General features: G+C 61.0%; 21 protein-coding genes. 13 read left to right on the forward strand and 8 right to left on the reverse strand.

Annotation, left to right across the window (positions count from 1 at the left end):
• The first annotated feature begins 51 nt into the window (after positions 1 to 51).
• Both ACMGG9_RS05555 and ACMGG9_RS05560 read left to right on the forward strand, forming a co-directional pair.
• Positions 52 to 957 (forward strand): GNAT family N-acetyltransferase, encoded by a 906-nt coding sequence (locus ACMGG9_RS05555; RefSeq protein ID WP_414162263.1) that lies wholly within the window; start codon positions 52 to 54, stop codon positions 955 to 957.
• A gap of 85 nt (positions 958 to 1,042) precedes the next feature.
• Positions 1,043 to 2,341: an SLC13 family permease gene (locus tag ACMGG9_RS05560; RefSeq protein ID WP_182074543.1), complete on the forward strand. Its 1,299-nt coding sequence runs from the start codon at positions 1,043 to 1,045 to the stop codon at positions 2,339 to 2,341.
• Here the strand turns inward: ACMGG9_RS05560 and dapF are convergent.
• The 3 genes from dapF to bhsA (ACMGG9_RS05575) form a co-directional block, all read right to left on the reverse strand.
• On the reverse strand, positions 2,316 to 3,191 hold the full coding sequence (gene dapF, locus ACMGG9_RS05565; protein WP_414161958.1) for a diaminopimelate epimerase: 876 nt from the start codon (positions 3,189 to 3,191) through the stop codon (positions 2,316 to 2,318). The two genes, ACMGG9_RS05560 and dapF, sit on opposite strands and share 26 nt — an antisense overlap.
• A 113-nt stretch (positions 3,192 to 3,304) precedes the next feature.
• Complete coding sequence (gene bhsA, locus ACMGG9_RS05570) at positions 3,305 to 3,562, reverse strand: multiple stress resistance protein BhsA (protein ID WP_042783929.1); 258 nt, start codon at positions 3,560 to 3,562, stop codon at positions 3,305 to 3,307.
• A 193-nt stretch (positions 3,563 to 3,755) separates the two neighbouring features.
• The gene (gene bhsA, locus ACMGG9_RS05575) at positions 3,756 to 4,013 is read right to left on the reverse strand and encodes a multiple stress resistance protein BhsA (RefSeq protein ID WP_033642312.1); all 258 of its coding nucleotides are present in this window, start codon (positions 4,011 to 4,013) and stop codon (positions 3,756 to 3,758) included.
• Between the two features lie 176 nt (positions 4,014 to 4,189).
• On the opposite strand from bhsA (ACMGG9_RS05575), the gene ACMGG9_RS05580 reads away from it, so the two are divergent.
• Positions 4,190 to 4,834: a TetR/AcrR family transcriptional regulator gene (locus ACMGG9_RS05580; RefSeq protein WP_033642313.1), complete on the forward strand. Its 645-nt coding sequence runs from the start codon at positions 4,190 to 4,192 to the stop codon at positions 4,832 to 4,834.
• Between the two features lie 736 nt (positions 4,835 to 5,570).
• Here ACMGG9_RS05580 and ACMGG9_RS05585 read toward each other — a convergent pair.
• From ACMGG9_RS05585 to ACMGG9_RS05600, 4 genes are all read right to left on the reverse strand, one after another.
• Positions 5,571 to 6,389 (reverse strand): MetQ/NlpA family ABC transporter substrate-binding protein, encoded by an 819-nt coding sequence (locus ACMGG9_RS05585; RefSeq protein ID WP_033652662.1) that lies wholly within the window; start codon positions 6,387 to 6,389, stop codon positions 5,571 to 5,573.
• 19 nt (positions 6,390 to 6,408) lie between these two features.
• Positions 6,409 to 7,077: a methionine ABC transporter permease gene (locus ACMGG9_RS05590; protein WP_414161959.1), complete on the reverse strand. Its 669-nt coding sequence runs from the start codon at positions 7,075 to 7,077 to the stop codon at positions 6,409 to 6,411.
• Entirely contained in the window at positions 7,070 to 8,095 is a 1,026-nt protein-coding gene (locus ACMGG9_RS05595; protein ID WP_033642317.1) for a methionine ABC transporter ATP-binding protein, read from the reverse strand. The genes ACMGG9_RS05590 and ACMGG9_RS05595 overlap by 8 nt, the downstream gene beginning before the upstream one ends.
• A 266-nt stretch (positions 8,096 to 8,361) precedes the next feature.
• The gene (locus ACMGG9_RS05600; protein WP_033642318.1) at positions 8,362 to 8,805 is read right to left on the reverse strand and encodes an acetyltransferase; all 444 of its coding nucleotides are present in this window, start codon (positions 8,803 to 8,805) and stop codon (positions 8,362 to 8,364) included.
• 242 nt (positions 8,806 to 9,047) lie between these two features.
• Between ACMGG9_RS05600 and ACMGG9_RS05605 the strand changes: the two genes are divergently transcribed.
• From ACMGG9_RS05605 to ACMGG9_RS05615, 3 genes are all read left to right on the forward strand, one after another.
• On the forward strand, positions 9,048 to 9,920 hold the full coding sequence (locus ACMGG9_RS05605) for an oxygenase MpaB family protein (RefSeq protein WP_147837917.1): 873 nt from the start codon (positions 9,048 to 9,050) through the stop codon (positions 9,918 to 9,920).
• Positions 9,921 to 10,083: 163 nt separating this feature from the next.
• Positions 10,084 to 11,187 (forward strand): suppressor of fused domain protein, encoded by a 1,104-nt coding sequence (locus tag ACMGG9_RS05610; protein ID WP_033642320.1) that lies wholly within the window; start codon positions 10,084 to 10,086, stop codon positions 11,185 to 11,187.
• A gap of 34 nt (positions 11,188 to 11,221) precedes the next feature.
• A complete protein-coding gene (locus tag ACMGG9_RS05615; RefSeq protein ID WP_042783932.1) occupies positions 11,222 to 11,749 on the forward strand; it encodes a cysteine hydrolase family protein in 528 nt (175 codons plus the stop codon).
• Between the two features lie 32 nt (positions 11,750 to 11,781).
• On the opposite strand, the gene ACMGG9_RS05620 is transcribed toward ACMGG9_RS05615, so the two are convergent.
• Complete coding sequence (locus ACMGG9_RS05620) at positions 11,782 to 12,657, reverse strand: NAD(P)-dependent oxidoreductase (RefSeq protein WP_108680321.1); 876 nt, start codon at positions 12,655 to 12,657, stop codon at positions 11,782 to 11,784.
• A gap of 290 nt (positions 12,658 to 12,947) precedes the next feature.
• On the opposite strand from ACMGG9_RS05620, the gene trpS reads away from it, so the two are divergent.
• From trpS to ACMGG9_RS05655, 7 genes are all read left to right on the forward strand, one after another.
• A complete protein-coding gene (gene trpS, locus ACMGG9_RS05625) occupies positions 12,948 to 13,955 on the forward strand; it encodes a tryptophan--tRNA ligase (RefSeq protein WP_414161960.1) in 1,008 nt (335 codons plus the stop codon).
• Positions 13,956 to 14,072: 117 nt separating this feature from the next.
• The gene (phnC, locus tag ACMGG9_RS05630) at positions 14,073 to 14,906 is read left to right on the forward strand and encodes a phosphonate ABC transporter ATP-binding protein (RefSeq protein ID WP_033642325.1); all 834 of its coding nucleotides are present in this window, start codon (positions 14,073 to 14,075) and stop codon (positions 14,904 to 14,906) included.
• Between the two features lie 41 nt (positions 14,907 to 14,947).
• Positions 14,948 to 15,880, forward strand: a complete 933-nt coding sequence (gene phnD, locus ACMGG9_RS05635) for a phosphonate ABC transporter substrate-binding protein (protein ID WP_004939482.1) — start codon at positions 14,948 to 14,950, stop codon at positions 15,878 to 15,880.
• 78 nt (positions 15,881 to 15,958) lie between these two features.
• Entirely contained in the window at positions 15,959 to 16,822 is an 864-nt protein-coding gene (phnE, locus tag ACMGG9_RS05640) for a phosphonate ABC transporter, permease protein PhnE (protein WP_016928590.1), read from the forward strand.
• Complete coding sequence (gene phnE, locus ACMGG9_RS05645) at positions 16,819 to 17,718, forward strand: phosphonate ABC transporter, permease protein PhnE (protein ID WP_147837745.1); 900 nt, start codon at positions 16,819 to 16,821, stop codon at positions 17,716 to 17,718. Before phnE (ACMGG9_RS05640) ends, phnE (ACMGG9_RS05645) begins: the two co-directional genes overlap by 4 nt.
• Before the next feature lie 231 nt (positions 17,719 to 17,949).
• Complete coding sequence (locus ACMGG9_RS05650) at positions 17,950 to 18,414, forward strand: DUF1456 family protein (RefSeq protein WP_004939471.1); 465 nt, start codon at positions 17,950 to 17,952, stop codon at positions 18,412 to 18,414.
• Between the two features lie 177 nt (positions 18,415 to 18,591).
• Positions 18,592 to 21,159 carry a putative mucin/carbohydrate-binding domain-containing protein gene (locus ACMGG9_RS05655; protein ID WP_414161961.1) on the forward strand — a complete coding sequence of 856 codons (2,568 nt, stop codon included), beginning with the start codon at positions 18,592 to 18,594 and terminating at the stop codon, positions 21,157 to 21,159.
• The last annotated feature ends 23 nt before the right edge of the window (positions 21,160 to 21,182 follow it).

Raw genomic sequence — 21,182 nt, forward strand, 5'->3', positions numbered from 1 at the left:
GGTGGGAGAAAAGGAGAACATAACGTCGTGAACATCAGGGATTTCAGAGCATTGGCGCGCAATTTGGTCAGAGAATTCGGCATGTTGAACAAGCAGAGCAACGGCTCGCGCTTTTCGCCGCTGCAGATCCATCTGATGATCGAAGTTAGCGAGCAGCCGCTGGGCGTCACCGAGCTGGCGGCCCGGCTGTGCATCGACAAAGCCAGCGCCAGCCGGGCGCTGCGCAGCCTGGTGGCCGCCGGCGTGATAGAAACGGTGGATCATCCGGATGACAGGCGGCACAACCTGCATCGGCTGAGTAAACAGGGCGTCAAGGCGCTGGCCGGCATCGAGAGCGACGCCGACGGCTTTATGCAGGCGGCGCTGGCGCAGTTGGATGACGATGAGCTGGCGAGCACCACTGCGGCGATGAAAAAGATGACCGCGGCGCTGCGCAGCGCGCGCAAACAGCGCGACGCCAATCTGCGGGTGCGGCCGATCGCCGAGCGCGATGATGCGGTGATGGCGGCGATCATTCGCGAGGTGTTTCGCGAGTACGGCATGGACAAGATGGAAGGCGTCAGCCTGCACGATCCCGATCTCGATCGGCTGACCGGCCTGTATCGCGACAACGGCGGCCGCTACTGGGTGCTGGAGCGGGACGGGCAGGTGGTGGGGGGCGTCGGCATGGCGCCGCTGGTCGGCGAAGAGCCCGGCTATTGCGAACTGCAAAAACTGTTCTTCAAACCCGGCGCGCGCGGGTTGGGCATGGCGCGCTATATGGTGGTGCAGGCGCTGAAGGCGGCCCGGGCGGCGGGGTATCGCTATTGCTATCTGGAAACCACCGAACAATTGAAAGAGGCGATCGGGTTGTATTACGCGCTGGGTTTCACGCTGCTGACGGAACGGCGCGGCAATACCGGCCACCACGGCTGCAATGTGTGCATGCTGAAAAATCTGCAGAACGACGATATGTGAGCGGTTTCAAGGTTAACGCCCGCGCCTTGTGTCACCCTGTTAACCGTTTGATAACAATCACAACGTTTTATCAGGGAGGAGAATTATGTTGGGGGATCCCATGGCGCTGTCTGCGCTGGTCACGCTGGTGGTCATCGCGCTATGGGCCAGCGCCCGTTTGCCGGAGTATTTGGTCGCGTTGCTGTTCTTTGCGGCGGTGATGGTATTGCAGCTGGCGCCCGCCGCGGTGACCTTTTCCGGTTTCGCGTCTTCCGCATTCTGGCTGGTGCTCAGCGGTTTCGTGTTGGGCACCGCCATCCGCAGCACCGGCTTGGCGGATCGCCTGGCCAACCGACTCTTGCCGCATCTGGCCGGTTCCTGGCCGCGCCTGGTGGGCGGCGTGGTGGCGATAAGCTACGCGTTGGCGTTTGTCATGCCCTCCAACATGGGGCGGATTACGCTGCTGATGCCGATCGTCATGGCGTTGGCCGAGCGCGCCGGCCTGGCGGAAGGCTCGCGCGGCCGCATCGGTTTGGCGCTGGCGGTGGGGTTCGGCACCTTCCAGCTTTCCGCCAGCATCCTGCCGGCCAACGTGCCTAACCTGGTGATGAGCGGTGCGGCGGAAAGCGCCTACGGCAGCCACTTCGCTTATCTCTCTTATCTGCTGTTGCACGCTCCGGTGCTCGGGTTGGCCAAAGGCGCGCTGCTGACGCTGTGCATCTGCGGCCTGTTCCGTGCCCGGCCGCAGCCAGTGGCGGCCGAGGCGGGGCAAACGCCGCTCAGTGCCGCCGAGTGGCGGCTGATCGCGCTGTTGGGCATTACGGTGCTGCTGTGGATGACCGACAGCTGGCACGGCATCGCCCCCGCCTGGATAGGGTTGGCGGCGGCCTGCTTCTGCCTGTTGCCGCGCATCGGTTTTCTCAACGGCGAGCAGTTCGCCGCCGGGGTCAACGTGCGCACCTGTATTTACGTGGCGGGGATCCTGGGGCTGACCGCATTGGTCAGCCACTCGGGGCTCGGCGATCGGTTGGGCGGCGCGCTGCTGGCGATGATGCCGGATCTGCACGGCAAGCCGTTTACCGCATTCGGTTCGCTGGTGGGGATCACCGCGCTGTTGAATTTCGTGGTGACCGCCAACGGCGTGCCGGCGCTGTTTACCCCGCTGGCGCAGGCGTTGTCCGCAGGCAGCGGCTTGCCGCTGCTGACGGTGCTGATGACCCAGGTGATCGGTTACGCCACGCCGCTGTTGCCGTATCAGGCCTCGCCGATCGTGGTGGCGATGGGGATGGGCAAAGTGCCGGCGCGCGAAGGGCTAAAGCTGTGCCTGCTGTTGGCCGCGCTCAGCTTCGCACTGCTGGTGCCGTTGGACTATCTGTGGTTCAGGCTGCTGGGGTGGATCCCGTAAACAGCCCCGCGCCGCCGGCAAAGCAGTCTTCGTCCAGCGTCAGGGTGGCGATTTTATGCACCGGTCCGCGCATGCTGACCTGAAAATCGCCGCTGAAGGCGATCTGCAGTTCGCCACCCGGCATCCGCACACTAACCCGATCGCCGACTCGTCCCAACTTGCGCATCACGCTGGCGGCGGCGCAGCTGCTGCTGCCGGAGGCGAGGGTAAAGCCGGCGCCGCGCTCCCAGATGCCGATGCGCAGCGTCTGGCGATCGACCACTTCCACCAGTTGTACATTGGTGCGTTTCGGGAACAGCGGATGGCGCTCAATCTGCGGTCCGAGCCGATGCACCTGCGCCAGATCCAGTTTTTCCACCGGCACCACGCAGTGCGGGTTGCCCATCGACACCAGCGAAACGCTTAACGTCTCCTCCTTCAGGGGCAGCGGATAGTTCAGCGCCTCCGGCAGATCGATCAAGGCCGGCAGCGCCGCCGGGCTGAAATTGGCGCGCCCCATCTCCACGGTTATCTGATGCGCGTCTTCCGCCACCTGGCAACGCACGTCGCCGCCGGCGGTGTGCACCAGAAACGGCTGATGCGCCACGCGCTTGCTGTCGAACAGATACCGCGCGTAGATACGCAAGCCGTTGCCGCTTTTCTCCGCTTCGGAGCCGTCCGGGTTGATGATGCGCAGGGTGGGATTGACGGTGTCGCCGCTGTCGATCAGCAGGCCGTCGGAACCGATGCCGTAATGCGGGTGGCACAGCAGGCGGATCTGTTCCAGGCTCAGGTGATCGGCGACCGAACGATGGCATACCAGGTAGTCGTTGCCCAGACCGTGATATTTGTGAAACAGCAGGGGAGTCATGGCGTTGCTCGGCTCAGCGGGAAGAGGTCGCTACAGCTTACAACAGAACGTTGGCGTTAAAGCAAACAAAAGGCGGCCTGAGCCGCCCTTTTGCACGATTGCCGGTCCGGCCATTAATTGTAGATGATCGCGGTGCCGTGCAGTTTGTTGTCACCGGTAGTGGCGATGATCTGGAAGGATTTGGCGCCCGCCGCGTCGGCTTTGGCCGCCAGTTTGTTTTCCAGGCTGCTCAGGTCGGACGCGCCGCTGACGGTAACGACGCCGGCTTTTTGCAGGTCGGCGGGTTGCGCGTTAACCAGTTCGGCGGCGAAGCTGCCGAAGGAGGCGGAAGCCAGTGCGATGGCTGCGATGGTCATTTTCAGGTTTTTCATGGTCTTATTTCCTATCAGTGTTCTTTACGATGTTTGTTTTGTAAGGTCGTTAAATTAATTAACGATCGATAATTTAATGTTAGATGCCGGTTTGACGGATTGCAAGTATTTTTTTAATGCTCGTTAATTAATTTTTTTTACGCCCTGGCGTTGTGAGCAATAAGGGTATGCAGTCCACAGGCTTAATGCTTTGTTATTGATAGATTTCTGCAGTGCCATGCAGCTGGTTGTTGCCGCCGGCGCTGGTGATGCGGAAGGATTTGGCGCCGGCCTGATCGGCTTTGGCGGCCAGGCTGTTTTCCAGCGAGGTCAAATCGGACGCGCCGCTGACGGTGATGACGCCCACTTTTTGCTGGTCGGCCGGTTGGCTAGTGACCAAATCGGCGGCGAAGCTGCCGAAGGAAACGCTGGCCAGAGTGAGGGCAGCTAAGGTTAGTTTTAAGCTTTTCATGATGTTAATTCCTTTTCGATAACGGTCTATAGAGGGTTTTAATCCGGTTCGCTAATTTTTATTAACGATCGATAACTAAATGCTAATCGGTTCTCGACGAGGGCGCAATATTTTTTTATAATGATCGTTAAGTTATTTGTGCTAAGCCTGCTGTGGAGCGGGATAGGAGAGGAACGATGAGCATCAATGAAGCGGTCTGCGGCAAGAAAAGCCGTGGCAGACCCAAACAATTTGATCGCGACCGGGCGTTGGAAAGCGCACTCGATCTGTTCTGGCGGCACGGGTATGAAGCCACCTCGCTGGCCGATCTGGTGGAAGTGACCGGCGCCAAGGCGCCGACGCTGTATGCCGAGTTCGGCAACAAAGAAGGGATGTTCCGCGCGGCGGTGGAGCGCTATCTGCAAAAATACACCACCTGCACCAACCAGCTGTTGGAACAGGATGTGCCGGTGGCCGAGATCGTCGAGGCTTACGTGCGTTCTTCGGTTCAGGTCTTCACCGATCCCGATACCCCCTCCGGCTGCTTTATGGTGTGTGCCTCCGCTGCGCTGTCGTCCGCTTCCGACGACGTCGCCCAGATGCTGCGCAAAAAGCATCATGCGCAGGAAGCGGCGCTGAAGGCCTGCTTCGATCGCAAGGTGCAACAGGGCGAGCTGCTGGCGAAAACCGATACCGCGCTGCTGGCGAAATACGTGATTTGCACCATTGAAGGCATGTCGGTGCAGGCGCGAGAAGGGGCAAGCCGGGACGATCTGTTGCGGTTGCTGGAGGCGCTGATGCTGGTGTGGCCGCGTCTCAGCCAGATTGGCAATAAGGTGTAGAAACAGGCCCGGTTTTTACCGCAATGCTGATCAGTTAGCGTTTTTCTGCAGGCGTTCGTGACATTTTCGGTCGATAAAAGTGAGATGCCCCATGTGGCTCAGGCACCTCGACCGAGCCAGGGGCCGAAGGCGCGGCCCCTGGCAACCCGCGCCTTTGCCCTATCAGACGGTTGGCTTTGCCAACTCCCTCTCTCCGCCATACCGCATTGAGGCCGGTTGCGACAGGCGTCCCTGCCTGTCTCACCTGAAACCGCCGTCCATGGCGGTTTCGCCTAATGCGCTATGCCTGCGTTCGGCGTCTTCAAGGGCGCCCAACACCGCGCTCATCTCCAACTTCTCTACCAGAACCTCATAAGCGACAGATTTCCCGGTAGCAGCCAGCTCAGGTGTTGACCTTGAGCGCGCATCACCGGGTGCCGAGCAAGACGGCGTTGTCAGGGTCAACCGGCCAGGGAAGGCCGGTTGAGGCGAGACTAACAGGGATGTTTGTCGCAGCCGACCCGCCCGACAACGCAGACGCGGCGAGGGTATCCGCGTAGCGGACAGACGGTGTTAAGCGAAGGCGCGGGTGGAGGGGCCGCGCCATCGGCCCCTCCAATTGCCGTTCATATTGGCCACAGAGAAATGCGGACATTTACGGCAATTCCCCTGCACAGAACGCCCAGAGGCTGGATAAAAAAATGCCACTCAGGCTTAAGTGAGCGGCATTGCGGCTTTTACCGGGCCATTTAACCCACTACTGATTGACCGGGATCACCGCGCCCTGGTACTTCTCGCGGATAAAGTCTTGAATCGGCTTGGAGTGCAGCACTTTCACCAGCGCCACGATCTCCGGCTTGTTCACGTCGGCTTTGTGCACGGTGATGATGTTGGCGTACGGGTTGTTTTCGCCGCTTTCGACCGCGATCGGATCCTTGGTCGGATTCAGCCCGGCGTCGATGGCGTAGTTGGCGTTGATCACCACGGCGTCACCTTCGTTGTTGTTGTACATCTGCGGCAGCAGCGCGCCTTCAACGTTAGCCTGGAACTTCAGGTGTTTCGGGTTTTCCACCACGTCGGCGATGCGTGCATCCACCTTGCTCACCCCTGGCTTCAGCTTGATCACGCCTTCCCGTTCAAAGATTGACAGAATGCGGCCTTCTTCCGCCACCGCGTCGCGCATGATGATTTTGCCGTTTTCCGGCAGATCTTTCAGGCTCTTGTACTTCTTCGAGTAGATGCCGATAGGCTCAATATGGATCGCGCCGGCGCTGACGAAGTCGTAGCTCTTGTCGTCGGCGTGGTCTTTCAGCACCGAGTTCAGGTAAGGCACGTGCTGGAAGTAGTTGGCGTCGATGTCGTGGCTGGCCAGCGCGGTGTTCGGCAGGATGTAGTCCTGGAAGCGCTTGATCTGCAGATCGATGCCTTCCTTCGCCAGTATCGGTTTGGCCTGTTCGAGGATCTCGGCGTGCGGCACGTTGGAGGCGCCGACCACCAGCTTGGTCGCCGCGGCGGCGCCGTAAGAGGCGAGGGTGGCGACAGAGGCGAAAGCCAACATCAGTAGGTGCTTTTTCATCATCGTTTTCCTTGGTTAATTAACGTTTATCGAGCGTTCTTGTCAGGGTGTCGCCAATGAACTGAATGACGAAAACGATCAGCAGGATCGTCAGCGTCGCCACCAGCGTCACGTCACTGTGGTTGCGTTGGAAGCCTTCCAGATAGGCCAGGTTGCCCAGGCCGCCGGCGCCGATCACCCCGGCCATCGCGGTGTAGCTCACCAGCGCGATCAGGGTAACGGTGATGCCGGAAACCAGCGCCGGCGAGCTCTCCGGCAGCAAGACGCGGAAAATCAGTGTGCGGTTTTTGGCGCCCATCGAGCGCGCCGCTTCGATTACCCCTTTGTCGACCTCGCGCAGCGCGATCTCCACCAGCCGGGCGTAGAACGGCGCGGCGCCGACGATCAGCGCCGGCAGGGCGGCGTCCGCGCCGAGAATGGTGCCGATCAGCGACTTGGTGAACGGGATCAGCAGCACGATCAGAATGATGAACGGAATGGAGCGGAAGACGTTGACCAGCAAGGAGATCAGGGTGTAGACCGTGCGGTTTTGCAGCAACTGCCCCTTCGAGGTTAAAAACAGCAGCACGCCGAGCACGATGCCCAGCACCAGCGTGGCCAAACCGGCGATGCCGGTCATGTACAGCGTTTCCCAGGTGGCGTCCCACAGTTGGTCCAGACGCAGGTGGGGGAACAGGGATTCAATCATGTTGGATAACCTCGACGGCGATGTCTCTTTCGTTCAGCAGGCTGAGCATGTCGGCGACGTGTTGTTCGTTGCCTTCGGCGTGGATGTACAGTTCGCCGAACGAACCGTTGAGGGTGTGGCTGATCTTGCCGTGCAGAATGTTGACGGTGAGCGGGTAGCGCCGAATTACCTCGGCGATCACCGCCTGATGAGTTTGTTCGCCGACGAAAGTCAGCTTGAAGATCGCCCCCGGCAGGTGGGCGGTGAGCTGTGGGTTGAAGCTCTCAGCCGTGTCCGCATACTGCGACACCTGTTTGACGAACTGCCGGGTGATCGGCTGCTGTGGCCGGGTGAACACCTCGAGCACCGGCCCCTCTTCGACGATGCGGCCGTTTTCCATTACCGCCACGCGGTGGCAGATTTTGCGCACCACGTGCATTTCGTGGGTGATCAGCACGATGGTCAATTTCAGCTGGCGATTGATGGCCAGCAGCAGGTCGAGAATGGCGTCGGTGGTTTGCGGATCGAGCGCCGAGGTGGCCTCGTCGCACAGCAGCACGCTCGGGTTATTGGCCAGCGCGCGGGCGATGCCGACGCGCTGTTTCTGGCCGCCGCTGAGCTGCGACGGGTAGGCGTTTTCGCGCCCCTGCAGGCCAACCAGCGCGATCAGTTCCGCCACGCGCGGGGCAATCTGCGCCTTGGGGACGCCGGCTATCTGCATGGAAAAAGCGATGTTTTGGCTGACGGTGCGCGACCACAGCAGGTTGAAGTGCTGAAACACCATGCTGATTTTCAGCCGCGCCTGGCGCAGGTGGCTGCCTTTGGCGCGGGCGATATCGAATCCACCCACGTCAATGCGGCCGCTGGTGGGCTTTTCCAGGCCGTTGAGCAGGCGGATCAGCGTGCTTTTGCCGGCGCCGCTGTAGCCGATGATGCCGTAAATTTGCCCGGCTTCTATCGCCAGGCTGACGTCGTCAACCGCCACGACGCGGCCCTGTGCGCTGTCAAAAGTTTTGCAAACGTTCGAAAGAACGATCATAGCGAAGCGGATCCTTATTGATACATCACAGCATTCCGTCCGGGGCGCGTCGCGCCGGACAAGGATCGTTCGGCTTTTCGGCGGGGCACAACCCGGCGGGAAGTGACGGACGGAACCTCTGTTGCGGGTGAATACCGGGCAATCCTACCGAGGGTTGATAGTGACAGGAAGAATGTAAAATCTATTACTTATTCTGATTTGATATATTAGGTAGCGGGCGAGAGAAGGGGGAGAAAACCGGCCGCAGGGCGGCCGGCGGGGGCGGACTAGCGTTTTTCCAGCTTCATGTGCAGCAGCGGGAACGGGTTGCCCTGGCCGTCGAGCGGTGAGCGGCCGGTGATGACAAAACCGTAGTGGCGGTAGAAGCCGCTGGCCTGCGGGTTTTGCTCGTTCACGTCCAGCTGCAGCTCATCGTGCAGCGTTTCCGCGTGGGTCAGCAGCGCTTTGCCCACGCCTTTGCCGCGCTGATCGGCATCGATAAACAGCATCTCCACCTTGTTGCCGTTCAGACCAATAAAGCCGCAGGGATGCCCCGGCTGCTCTTCGGCCACCCAAACGTTGACCGCCGGCAGGTAGTCGTTCAGCACCAGCGGGAACAGCTGTGCGATGTTGTCTTCGGTTAAAAAGTGGTGAGTGGCGCGCACCGAACGCAGCCAGATATCTGCCAATTGCGCGTTGTCTTCCGCCGCGCGTGCTCTGATGGTAATCATCGAACTCTCTGCTATCTAAGTTGAAGGAAAAGAAACTAGATAGAGGTTTTGTGGGGTTAGTGCCGAATTAACGTGGGTTAACGCCCTGCAAAGCGCCTCTGCAGTGGATCGAATAGGCCCGCCTGGTTGCAAGCGGTATAACAACTGTAATTCAGTAAGTTAAAGCTTTCAACCGCCGCAGGGCGCAATGTGGCGCTCGCCGCGTGATACACTGGCCGCTGAATGAGCAAGAGGGCGGCAGGATGGAAGCGGTACGCGCAGCGATAGAAAAACAGGTGCTCAGCCTGACCGGGTTGGCGCTCGGCGGCGTCGATTTTGAGAATCCGCCCGGCGATCCGGGGCTGTTCGGCCCGCAGTCGATCATCTGGCAGGTACACCGCGATTTCACCCCGATGCTGTGCGGCGGCGTCAGCGCCTTGCTGTTGCAAATGCTGCACCCGTTGGCGCTGGCCGGCGTATGGGATCACTCCAACTTCCGCGACGATATGATTGGCCGCCTGCGCCGCACCAGCCAGTTCGTGTCGGTCACCACCTTCGGCCCGACCGCCGAGGCGGAGCGGCTGATCGCCAAAGTCAAAGCCATCCACCTGCGGGTGACCGGCGTCGGCAGCGACGGCACGCCCTATGCCGCCAGCGATCCGGCGCTGCTGACCTGGGTGCACGTGGCGGAGAGCAGCCGTTTTCTGGCCAGCCACCTGCGCTACCGCAACCCGCATCTTTCCCGCGATTTGCAGGATCAATACTATCGCGAAGCGGCGCGCGTGGCCGCCGCGCTGGGAGCCACTGCAATACCTCAGTCCTGCGCGGAGGTCGAAGAATACCTGCAGGCGATGCGGCCGCAGCTGGTGTGCGATGAACGCACCCAAGAGGTGGCGCGCATTCTGCTGAAGGCGCCGGCGCCGAGCGCGTTGGCGCGCCCGCTCGGCGGGGTGGTGATGCAGGCGGGCATCGATCTGTTGCCCGACTGGGCGCAGCGGCAGTTCGGTTTTCATCCGGGTGCATTGCGGCGGCGGTTGGTGCGAACGGGGGCTGCAGGCCTCGGCAAAGTGCTGGGCGCGTCGATGCGCAACGGTTCCTATCAGCGCGCGGTGCGGCGCATCACTCAGCCGTCATGAGCCGCAGCCGCTATAATTAACCTTTGTTTATCTTCGTTTACGGCCGTTTTTGAGACTTTTACGGGTGATCCGGCCAGTAATGCGTTTTACACTTGAGGGCAAAGCCACATTCTATTTTTTGCGCGCAGCCGATTCTGCCGCGCCCTGACCCTATTGAGGTGATATGAACGAGTCATACGTACTTGCTGAAGTCAGCAATGAGAACCAGACGCTGGTCGCGGTGGTTCAGCAAGATCACCGGGCAGCCTATTTTTACATCTATCCCGCCGAAGCCTACAGCGATCGCTATCAGGTGCGCGCCTGCTGGCTGCGCAATCTGGCCGCCGCGCCGTTGCAGGAAGATCGCGCCGCGCTGGAGCAGGGGCAACCGCCGATGCTGGCGGCGGAATTTTGCCGCAACCTGGAAGGGGAAGCGCCGCTGAACCCGGAAGGGCTGATGGTGGTGTGGAGCGAAAGCGACGACGGCGCGGCCCTGTGGTATTACGGTCAACTGCTGGCGGTGATCCCCGGCTGGAGCCTGTATATCGACCATTCGGTGTGCTATTCGGCCAGCTGCATCAAGGAGAGCCCGTTGGCCTATCCGCTCGGCTCGGCCTCGACCAACACGCAATATGCGCAGGCGGAAAGCACCCGCCAGTTTTGGCGCAGCTGGCAGCGTGAAGAGGGCAATCCGTGGCCGAAGATGCAGCGCGATTTTCAGGCGCGCTATGAGCAGCATTTCGGCCCTTCGGTAAAATACTACGCCATCGATCAGGGCAAGTGGCCGCCGATGGCCATCACTCAGCACGAGCGCGACGGCATCTATTACTTCCTCACCATGGGCGTCAGCATTCGGCCGATGCCGTGGGTGGAGATCCTGTTCAACGATGAGGCTTCGCGCTATCGCCGCATGGAGATGGCGATCGCCATCGACAGCCAATACATGACCGAAGACAACGCGGTGCAGATGGCCAGCGCGCTGGCCGGTTTCGCTCACGCGCCTTGGGCGCGGCTGACCTGGATCGGCGAAGGTCATACGCTGGAGTCCGACGTGGCGCCGTTGGGCTATGAAGGCTATATTTTATCGTCGTCCTTCTACCCGCATCACGCGCACCTGACGTTGCCTCAGCAGTATGGCGACCCGGTGAACCTGTTCTGGGCCAGCCCGGTGTTTACCGCCGAGCGGCAGCTGGCGCACGCCACGCCGAACGGCGGGCACGATCTGGTGCACAGGTTGCGCGAGCAGGGCGTCGACCATATTTTCCGCCCGCGCCAGCCGGTGTGCTGACGCGACTTGTCTTGTCTTCTCTTCGGGAGCCGCCATGACCAGCGCGCTGTTGATTATCGATGTGCAGGAAGGGTTGTTTACGCCGCCGCCGGCGGATGCCGCGGGCACCGTTGCGCGCATCAACCAACTGAGCGAGCGCGCCCGCCGGGCGGGCGTGCCGGTGATCGTGATTCAGCACCATACGCCGGACGACGAACTGCCGCACGGCAGCGCCGCCTGGCAAGTGCTTGCGGCGCTGAAGGTGGCGCCAGGCGACCATCGGGTGGATAAAACCACGCCGGACTCGTTCCTGCGCACTTCGCTCGGCGCGTTACTGATCGCCAACGGCGTATCGCAGCTGGTGGTTTGCGGCTATTCCACGCCGTTTTGCATCGATACCACGGTGCGCAGCGCGGCGGCGCACGGCTATCCGGTGACGCTGGCGGCGGATGCGCATACCTGCCACGACAAATCCTATGCCGACGGTTTGCTGATCCGTACCCACCATAACGAGACGTTATCGAATATCGACAGCTTCGGCGTGCCGATCCGCGCCGTGCCCGCGGCGGACATCGTGTTCTGAGTACGGAAAACGGGGGCCAACGCCCCCGTTCGTTATTTCAGGCCCGCTCGTCGCGCCGCTACCTTGGCCAGCGCCGCCCAGTCCAGATCCGCATCCCCCTGCGCCATCGCGTCGAGGAAATTGTCTTTCAGCACCCCGGCGAACGGCATCGGCGTATGGCTGTCGGCGCCGGCGGCCAGCGCCAGCCCGACGTCCTTCAGCCCCAGCGCCAAGCGGAATCCGGCGGGTGAATACTTCTCGGCGGCGATCAGCGCGCCATAGCCCTGATAGGCCGGGGCGGCGAAGACGGTGCCGCTCAGCATCTGCAGGTAGTCGGCGCCGGAAACGCCGTAGTTGCGCACCAGCGCGCTGCCTTCCGCCATCGCTTCAATGGCGCTGGCCAGCGTAAAGTTGGTGGCGATTTTGACCACGTTGGCCTGCGCCGGATCGGCGCCGAAGTGCCAGGTTTTCTGGCCGAGGGCATCGAACAGCGGCTGCGCTTGCTTCAGCCGCTCGCTATCGCCGGCCGCCAGAATATTCAGCTTGCCGGCGGCGGCCACGTCGACCCGGCCCAGCACCGGCGCGGCGAGATAACCGATGCCGTGTTCCGCATGCAGCATCGTCAGGCGTTTGGCGAGTTCGACCGAGATAGTCGCCATATTGATATGCAGCGCGCCCGGTTTCATCCGCTGCAGCAATCCGCTGTCCACCACCACCTGTTGCGTCGCGGCATCGTCGGCCAGCATGGTGATCAGCACGTCGGCATCGGCCAACTGTTCCGGCCGTTCGGCCTGCCGCGCGCCGGCGCTCACCAGCGGCTGCGCCGCCTGCGGCGAACGGTTCCATACCGTCAACGCAAATCCCGCCTTCACCAGGTTAGCCGCCATGGCGCTGCCCATCCCGCCCAGTCCGACAAATCCGATCTTCATCATGCGCTCCTTTTTCAGGTTGAAGGTTTTACCCTAGCGCGCCGGGCCAGGAACGCAAATGCCGGAGTGTAACGCCGTCTTACGCGCCGGCGGCGGGCTATTGACGCATTGCCGCTACGGGTATACCTTGATGGCATGAATATATCGATGCACTCCACCCACAATCAGTCATGGTGGCGCCTCTTCTGAGGCGGCACGGGTATTCACATCTCTTTTTAATGCCGCCGGTTTGGCGGCATTATCTTTTGTGGCGTTGATCCGGCGGTCTACAGACCTTCAGGAGCACTGTCATGAGTTACACCATTCTTACCGGCGATCGCGCCACCGGCCCACTGCATTTAGGGCACTTCGTCGGCTCGCTGCGCCAGCGCGTCGAACTGCAGCACCAGCATAACCAAACGGTGATGGTGGCGGATCTGCAGGGCCTGACCGACAACGGCAACAACCCGCAAAAAATCAGCGCCAACGTGCTCAACGTGGTGGCCGACTATCTGGCGGTCGGCATCGATCCGCACAAGACCACCATTTGCCTGCAGTCGGCGCTGCCGGCGTTGGCCGAGCTGACGATGTACTACCTCAACCTGGTCAGCGTGGCGCGGCTGGAACGCAACCCGACGGTGAAAAGCGAGATCGCCGAGAAGGATTTCGCCCGCAGCCTGCCGGCCGGTTTTCTGATCTATCCGGTCAGCCAGGCGGCGGACATCACCGCCTTCGGCGCCACCCACGTGCCGGTCGGCGAGGATCAGCTGCCGATGCTGGAGCAAACCAACGAGATCGCGCGGCGCTTCAACCACATCGTCGGCCAACCGGTGCTGACGGAGTGCCAGCCGTTGTTAAGCAACGTCGGGCGTCTGCCGGGGCTGGACGGGCAGGGCAAGATGTCGAAATCGCGCGGCAATGCCATTCAGCTTGGCGCCGGCGCCGACGAGGTGCACAAGGCGGTGATGAGCATGTTCACCGATCCCGGCCATCTCAACGTCAGCGATCCCGGCCGGGTGGAGGGCAACATGGTGTTCACCTATCTGGACGCCTTCTGCGAAGACGCTGCGCTGTTGGCGGAGCTGAAGGCGCACTACCGGCGCGGCGGGTTGGGGGACGTGAAAATCAAACGGCTGCTGGAGGATTGCCTGCAGAGCCTGCTCGAACCGATCCGCACCCGCCGCGCCGAATTCATCGCCGATAAAGGCGAGCTGACGCGCATCCTGCAGCATGGCACCCGCCGCGCGCATCAGGTCAGCCAGCAGACGCTGCAGCAGGTCAAGGCGGCGCTGGGGCTGGACTTCTTTAGCCTGGAATGATGCGCACGCCGGGGCGGCACGCGTCACGCCCCGGCCATAAAACCATCATCCCACTGTCATAAACTTATCCGTTAATAGGTGCCCATAATGATTAGCCACTGAAACCAGAGAAATCATATGGCTCAGGCACTGTTAAAATTGGCGCAGCACGACTTTCCAGGGCAGCACGCCGCCGCATCCCGCAAAGTTTTATCGGTAAAGGGACTCGGCAAGGCCTACAAAGCGCAGCAGCGCGTGCTGGATGACATCAATTTCGATCTGCACGCCGGCGAATTCGTGGCGGTGATCGGCCGTTCCGGCGCGGGCAAGTCCACGCTGCTGCACACCCTGAACGGCACCATTCCTTCCAGCTGCGGCGAGATGCTGCACTTCGAAGACGATGGTGCGGCGCAGGATATCGCTCAGCTGGCCGGCCGCCAGATGCGCCAGTGGCGCGCGCGCTGCGGCATGATCTTCCAGGACTTCTGCCTGGTGCCGCGGCTGGACGTGATGACCAACGTGCTGCTGGGCCGTCTGAGCCATACGTCCACTCTGAAATCCTTCTTCAAACTGTTCGATGACGCCGACCGCGCTCGCGCCATCGAGCTGTTGCAGTGGCTCAATATGCTGCCGCACGCGCTGCAGCGCGCCGAGCACCTCTCCGGCGGCCAAATGCAGCGCGTCGCCATCTGCCGCGCGCTGATGCAAAACCCGCAAATCCTGCTGGCCGATGAGCCGGTGGCGTCGCTCGATCCGAAAAACACCCGCCGCATCATGGACGCGCTGCAGAAAATCAGCGAAGACGGCATCGCGGTGATGGTGAACCTGCACTCGGTCGAACTGGTGAAAGAGTATTGCTCGCGGGTGATCGGCATCGCCCACGGGAAGATCGTGTTTGACGGGCATCCTTCGCAACTGAACGAACGGATCCTGCACCAGCTGTATGGCGAGGAAGCCAATCAGATCCATTGAAGCACTTTTGACCTTTACCCTTTACACACAAGGCACACCTAATGAAAAAAGTATTGAGTCTGACCACCCTGATGGCCGGCGCGATGATGGTATTTAATGCTGCCGCAGCGGATGCGCCGAAAGAGCTGAACCTGGGCATTCTCGGCGGCCAGAACGCCACCCAGCAGATCGGCGATAACCAGTGCGTGAAGCAGTTCCTGGATAAAGAGTTGAACGTCGATACCAAGCTGCGCAATTCGTCCGACTATTCCGGCGTGATCCAGGGCCTGCTGGGCGGCAAGATTGACCTGGTGCTGAGCATGTCGCCGTCGTCGTTCGCTTCGGTTTACATCAAGGATCCGAAAGCGGTGGACATCGTCGGCATCGCGGTTGACGACGTCGACCAGTCGCGCGGCTACCACTCGGTGGTGGTAGTGAAGGCCGGCAGCCCGTACCAGAAACTGGAAGACCTGAAGGGCAAGGCCATCGGCTTCGCCGATCCGGATTCCACCTCCGGCTTCCTGATCCCGAACCAGGCGTTTAAAAAGCTGTTCGGCGGCACGGTCGACAACAAATACAACAACACCTTCTCCAGCGTCACCTTCTCCGGCGGCCACGAGCAGGACATCCTCGGCGTGCTGAACGGCCAGTTCGAAGGCGCGGTGACCTGGGCGTCGATGATCGGCGACTACAACACCGGCTACACCAGCGGCGCGTTCACCCGCATGATCCGCATGGATCATCCGGACCTGATGAAACAGATCCGCATCATCTGGCAGTCGCCGCTGATCCCGAACGGCCCGATCCTGGTGAGCAACTCGCTGCCGGCCGACTTCAAGGCCAAAGTGGTCACCGCCATCAAGAAGCTGGATAAAGACGATCACGCGTGCTTTATCAAAGCGATGGGCGGCAAACAGCACATCGGCGACACCACCCTGGCGGAATACCAGACCATCATCGATATGAAGCGCGAGCTGACCAAAGGCGACCGTTGATTCCCGGCTGCCTCGGCCGCCCGAATGAAGGGGTTCAGCATGCTGAACCCCTTGTTCCATAACGATGGAAGACCTGTTTTGAATACCGATTTCGCACACTATTACCAACGGATCCGCAGCAAGCAAAAGCGCGAAGCGCTGCTGTGGTCGCTCGGGCTGGTGGTGCTGTACCTGGGCGCCGGCAACCTCGCCGAGTTCAACCTGCACACCGTCTGGGTGTCTATTCCGCACTTCTTCGACTACCTGGCCGAAACCGTGCCGACGCTGCACTGGAACCTGCTGTTCGCCGATGGGCGTACCGAAGGCTCGCTGGCCTACTGGGGCTATCGCCTGAACATTCAGCTGCCGCTGATCTGGGAGACCCTGCAGCTGGCGCTGGCGGCGACCATTTTCTCGGTGCTGGTGGCGACCGTGCTGGCATTTCTGGCGGCCGGCAATACCTATACTCCGGCCTCGGTGCGGCTCGCGATCCGCACGCTGGTGGCGTTCTTGCGCACCATGCCGGAGCTGGCGTGGGCGGTGATGTTCGTGATGGCGTTCGGCATCGGCGCCATTCCCGGCTTCCTGGCGCTGGCGCTGCACACCATCGGCAGCCTGACCAAGCTGTTCTACGAATCGATCGAAACCGCCTCCAACAAACCGGTGCGCGGGCTGGCGGCCTGCGGCGCCACGCCGCTGCAGCGCATGCGCTTCGGCCTGTGGCCGCAGGTGAAGCCGGTGTTTCTCTCCTACAGCTTCATGCGGCTGGAGATCAACTTCCGTCAGTCGACCATTTTGGGGCTGGTGGGGGCGGGCGGCATCGGCCAGGAGCTGATGACCAACATTAAACTCGACCGTTACGATCAGGTCAGCATGACGCTGCTGCTGATCATCGTGGTGGTTTCTGTGCTCGACTACGTGTCGGGCGAGCTGCGCAAGCGCGTGGTGGAGGGGGCAAAATGACAGCGGGCATTCCGGCATCGGCGGAAACGCTTCGCCAGTTGAAACAGCAGCATCCGGCGATCTTCGCGCAGCAGGGGCGCTACCTGCGCACCGTCGGCCTGATCGCCTTGGCGATCGTGCTGTACTACGTGTTCTTCTTCCTGGTCTTCGGCATTAGCTGGCCGCAGTTTATCAACGGCTGCCAGCAGCTGGGGCGCTATTTCCTGCGCATGTTCGTCTGGCATGACTTCGCCAACTGGCCGTTCATGTACTACTTCCAGCAGATCGGCATCACCATCGCCATCGTGTTCGCCGGCACCATCACCGCGTCGCTGATCGCGCTGCCGCTGTCGTTCTTCGCCGCGCGCAACGTGATGTCGACGCCGCTGCTGCGGCCGATTTCGGTGCTGGTGCGCCGCTTGCTGGACGTGCTGCGCGGCATCGACATGGCGATCTGGGGGCTGATCTTCGTGCGCGCCGTCGGCATGGGGCCGCTTGCCGGGGTGTTGGCTATCGTGATGCAGGACGTCGGGCTGCTGGGCAAACTGTACGCCGAAGGCCATGAGGCGGTGGACAAGTCCCCCAGCCGCGGCCTGACGGCGGTGGGCGCCAACGGGTTGCAGAAGCACCGCTACGGCATTTTCACCCAGTCGTTCCCCACTTTCCTGGCGCTCAGCCTGTACCAGATCGAATCCAACACCCGCTCTGCGGCGGTGCTGGGCTTCGTCGGCGCCGGCGGCATCGGCCTGGTGTACGCGGAGAACATGCGGCTGTGGAACTGGGACGTAGTGATGTTCATCACCCTGATCCTGGTGGTGGTAGTGATGATCATGGACAAGGTCTCGTCGCTGCTGCGCAACAAGTACATCATCGGCGAAGACATCCCGCTGTATCAGCAAAAAAGCCAAATCGATTGAGAAACCCCTTGCCGATCCCTATACTGCCGCACATTCAAGGTGTGCGGCCATACCCGTCATACTTGGAGCTGCCTCTTTGTTGGCTGCATTTGCGCGCCCCGGTCACGTAGTTAACTATGCTCCGGGGGCTTACAAATTTGCCGCCGCGATGCAACTCCAATTATTTTGGGTATGGGGCATTTTTTTACAATGCGCACGTCCCCGTTAGACAAGTAAAGGCAATGCAATCCCATGATGAACAACGACGTGCTGCGCAGCGTGCGCTATATGCTGAGCATTAACAACGCCAAAATGGTCGAGATTATCAAACTGGACGATTTCGAGGTGGCGGTGTCGGCGATGGACGCTTACGTGATCAAAGAAGGCGAGCCGGGCTACGAGAAGTGCCCTGACGAAGTGATGGCGCACTTCCTCAACGGCCTGGTGTTCTTCAAGCGCGGCAAGGACGACAAGTTCCCGGCGCCGGCGGTTGAACTGCCGATCACCAATAACCTGGTGCTGAAAAAGCTGCGCGTGGCGTTCGAGCTGAAAGACACCGACATGCACCAGATTTTCACCGCGGTTGACTTCCGCATCTCCAAGCCGGAGCTGAGCGCGCTGTTCCGCAAAGAGGGCACCAAGAACTACCGCCCGTGCGGCGATCAGATGCTGCGCTACTTCCTCAAAGGGTTGGCGCAGCGCGTTCGCGGCGAGTAACGCGCAGCGTTCACCGAACATCAGGCGCAATCGCAAGGTTGCGCCTTTTTTATTGCCGCTCTTCCGCCCGCCATTGTTGTACTGGCCCTCAGCCACCCGCCATCGATGGAGGGCGAGCCGCCCATCCGGTTACTTTTTCATGGTCAATTCAATCACCCAAACCATGAGGAAAGCAGGATGCCAACCATCACGAAAACCCAATCACTTTACACGTTGACCCGGCCGGTCTGGCTGGATGCGGCAGGCATGAGCAAAGGCATCGATCACGATCGCCAGCACCTGGGCGTCATTCTCGCCGCCGGGCAGGTGCTGCGAGTGCGCCAGACCAACGCGGCGTTTACCGGCAAGCTCACGCTGCGCTTGCTGAATGACGACAGCAAAACGGAGGCGGAATTCAGCGTCGGCGCGAGCTGGGTCGAGGCCCAGGTCAATGCCGTCTCGGTGCCGTTCATCGATACGCCGTACGGGCAGGGCGAGCCGGCGCTGGAGTTCGAGTACCCGGACACGGCGAAAGCGCTGCCGGTTTATCGCCGTGGCGAAAACGAAGCCGCATTCTTTGCCCGCTGGGACGATCGGGACGCCGAGTTTGCCTTGGTCGATGCGGAGTACGCAGTGTTGCTGGTGCCGAAAATCAGTAAACCGGCGCTGAAGTCGCTGGGCGACGCGAAAAACATCGACGGGCTGATCGCCTACTACGATCGCATTTTCACTTTCTACAATGCGCTGACCGGCGTCTCGTTCGAGGCTGAACACGAATCCGATCGCAATATTCGCAACCGCTACTTTATGAAGGCCGATAAGCACGGCGCCGGCGCCGCGTATTACGGCGGCCGCTGGACGGCGGAAACCAGCAACTCGGTCAGCAGCTTCTGGCTGACGCCGAAAGACAGCAACTGGGGCAGCCTGCATGAGATCGCGCACGGCTATCAGGGGCACTTTATGGGCGACAAATATTTCTCCACCGGTGAGATGTGGAACAATATTTATGCCGCTTGCTATCAAGACGTGATGCTGGGGGAACGCAAATACCAGGAGGGGTGGCTGTATAACTACGGCAACGCGGCCGGCGTCGAGAAGAAAATCATCGATTTGATCGCTCAGGGCACGCCGCTCAACCAGTGGGATCTGCGCTCCAAGCTGTTCTTCGCGATGCTGATGGTCGACAAGGCAGGCAAGAACGCCTTCACGCACTTTAATCAGCAATATCGTCAAAGCTGCAACACGCCGGGCTTCGTGCCGTCGGAACATGCCTTGCTGGATCTGCTGTCGGCAAGCTTCGCCGCGGCTGGTGAGCAGATCGACGTGACGCCGTTCGTCGAGCTGACCGGCGGCGTGATCACCCAAGCGCAGCGCGATCGCAACGCGTTCAGCCACGCCAAGGCGGTGTATCCGCTGTATCAACTGGTGGACGCGCAGCGTCTGCCGGCGGTGCAGGCGCAGCTGAAACTGGATTCCTCGCTGCGGCTGGTCGACTCCTGCCAGCTCAAGGCCAGCGGGCTGAAAGGCGACGTCACCCTGAGTCTGGATATCGATGACTTTGCGCAGATCTACGGTGAGGATCTTGTCCTGATGGAAGGGGCGCGCTATGCCCACAAAATCCGTATCGACGCGCCGACCCTGGCCCTGACTGCGCTGCCGATCGGCGTGTATACCTTGCGGTTGCCGACCGGCAAAGATCGTAAATATCGGCCGACGGCGGGTTACCTGACGGTGAAGCAGGGGAAAAACGCGGTGACGCTTCGCTTCGAGCGCAAAGCCGCTTCGCCGATCGTTTCGCAGGAGATCAATCTGTTGGGCCTGAGCGATGCGGTCTTCGCCACCGTGGTCGTCGATCGCGCCAAAGGAGCGGTGGTGGTTGACGTGACCAGCACCACGCCGCACGCCTACTTCCCCGGTGAAACCTATGCCCGGGTGACGCTGCGCGATCGGCGGGGCGCGGTGCGCTTCAGCAAGGAGATTCAGGGCACTCAGGCTACGTTAAGTCATGACGAGCTGCCGTTTGCCGAGGGCGATGACATCGAGATTTACCATGTGGAGCCGAGCCGGGTGCGTTTGAATCCGGCGGCGGCCGACGTCATCGATAACAAAAACAAAACCAACGTACTGCGCATCGAAACCAGCGGGCTGAAAAACCCGGCGTTGCCCGGCGCTCCCGAGCAGGCGCTGCTGGCGCGCCTGGAACAGGCGGCGCAGCGTTTGCGTCGCCTGTTGCCGGCTTACTATGCGCCATCGTCGTCGTTCAAGGACGATATTTATCTGGCGATCGGCGCCTTTGCCGAGCCGCAGCGCGAGTCACTGTTGGCGACCTATCGGGATTGCCTGCCGGCCGACAATACGCCGCCGGGCGCCAACGTCGGCAATGCGTTTACCGTGGCGTGCAAAGGGATTGGCGATCGCCAGTTCCTGACCGGCGCCATCGATCTGGTGAAGAAAACCGTTACCGTCACGCTGGCGGCGGGGATTGCTCACCACTACTTTGCCGACAGCTACGCCTTCCTCAGCGTGACGGATGCGGACGGCAACGTCTTGCTCAGCTACGACGTCATCGGCAGCCAGAATCAACCGGCCAAAACCTGGGTGTTGCCGCTGTCGGGTTACGGCGGTGAAGTGATTCATCTGCGGCATGAAGAGCCGGACAACCGCCTGGCGATCGTCAACGAAATGCAGCACTTGCGGCTGGCGGAGAAAGGCAAGCAACAGACCTACTGCATTACGCCGGTCGGTTTGAAACGCATCAACGACTGATCCCCATCGGCCTGCGGGGCGGC

This window comes from Serratia sp. BNK-10, from assembly GCF_047456065.1.
Classification (GTDB): domain Bacteria; phylum Pseudomonadota; class Gammaproteobacteria; order Enterobacterales; family Enterobacteriaceae; genus Serratia; species Serratia ureilytica.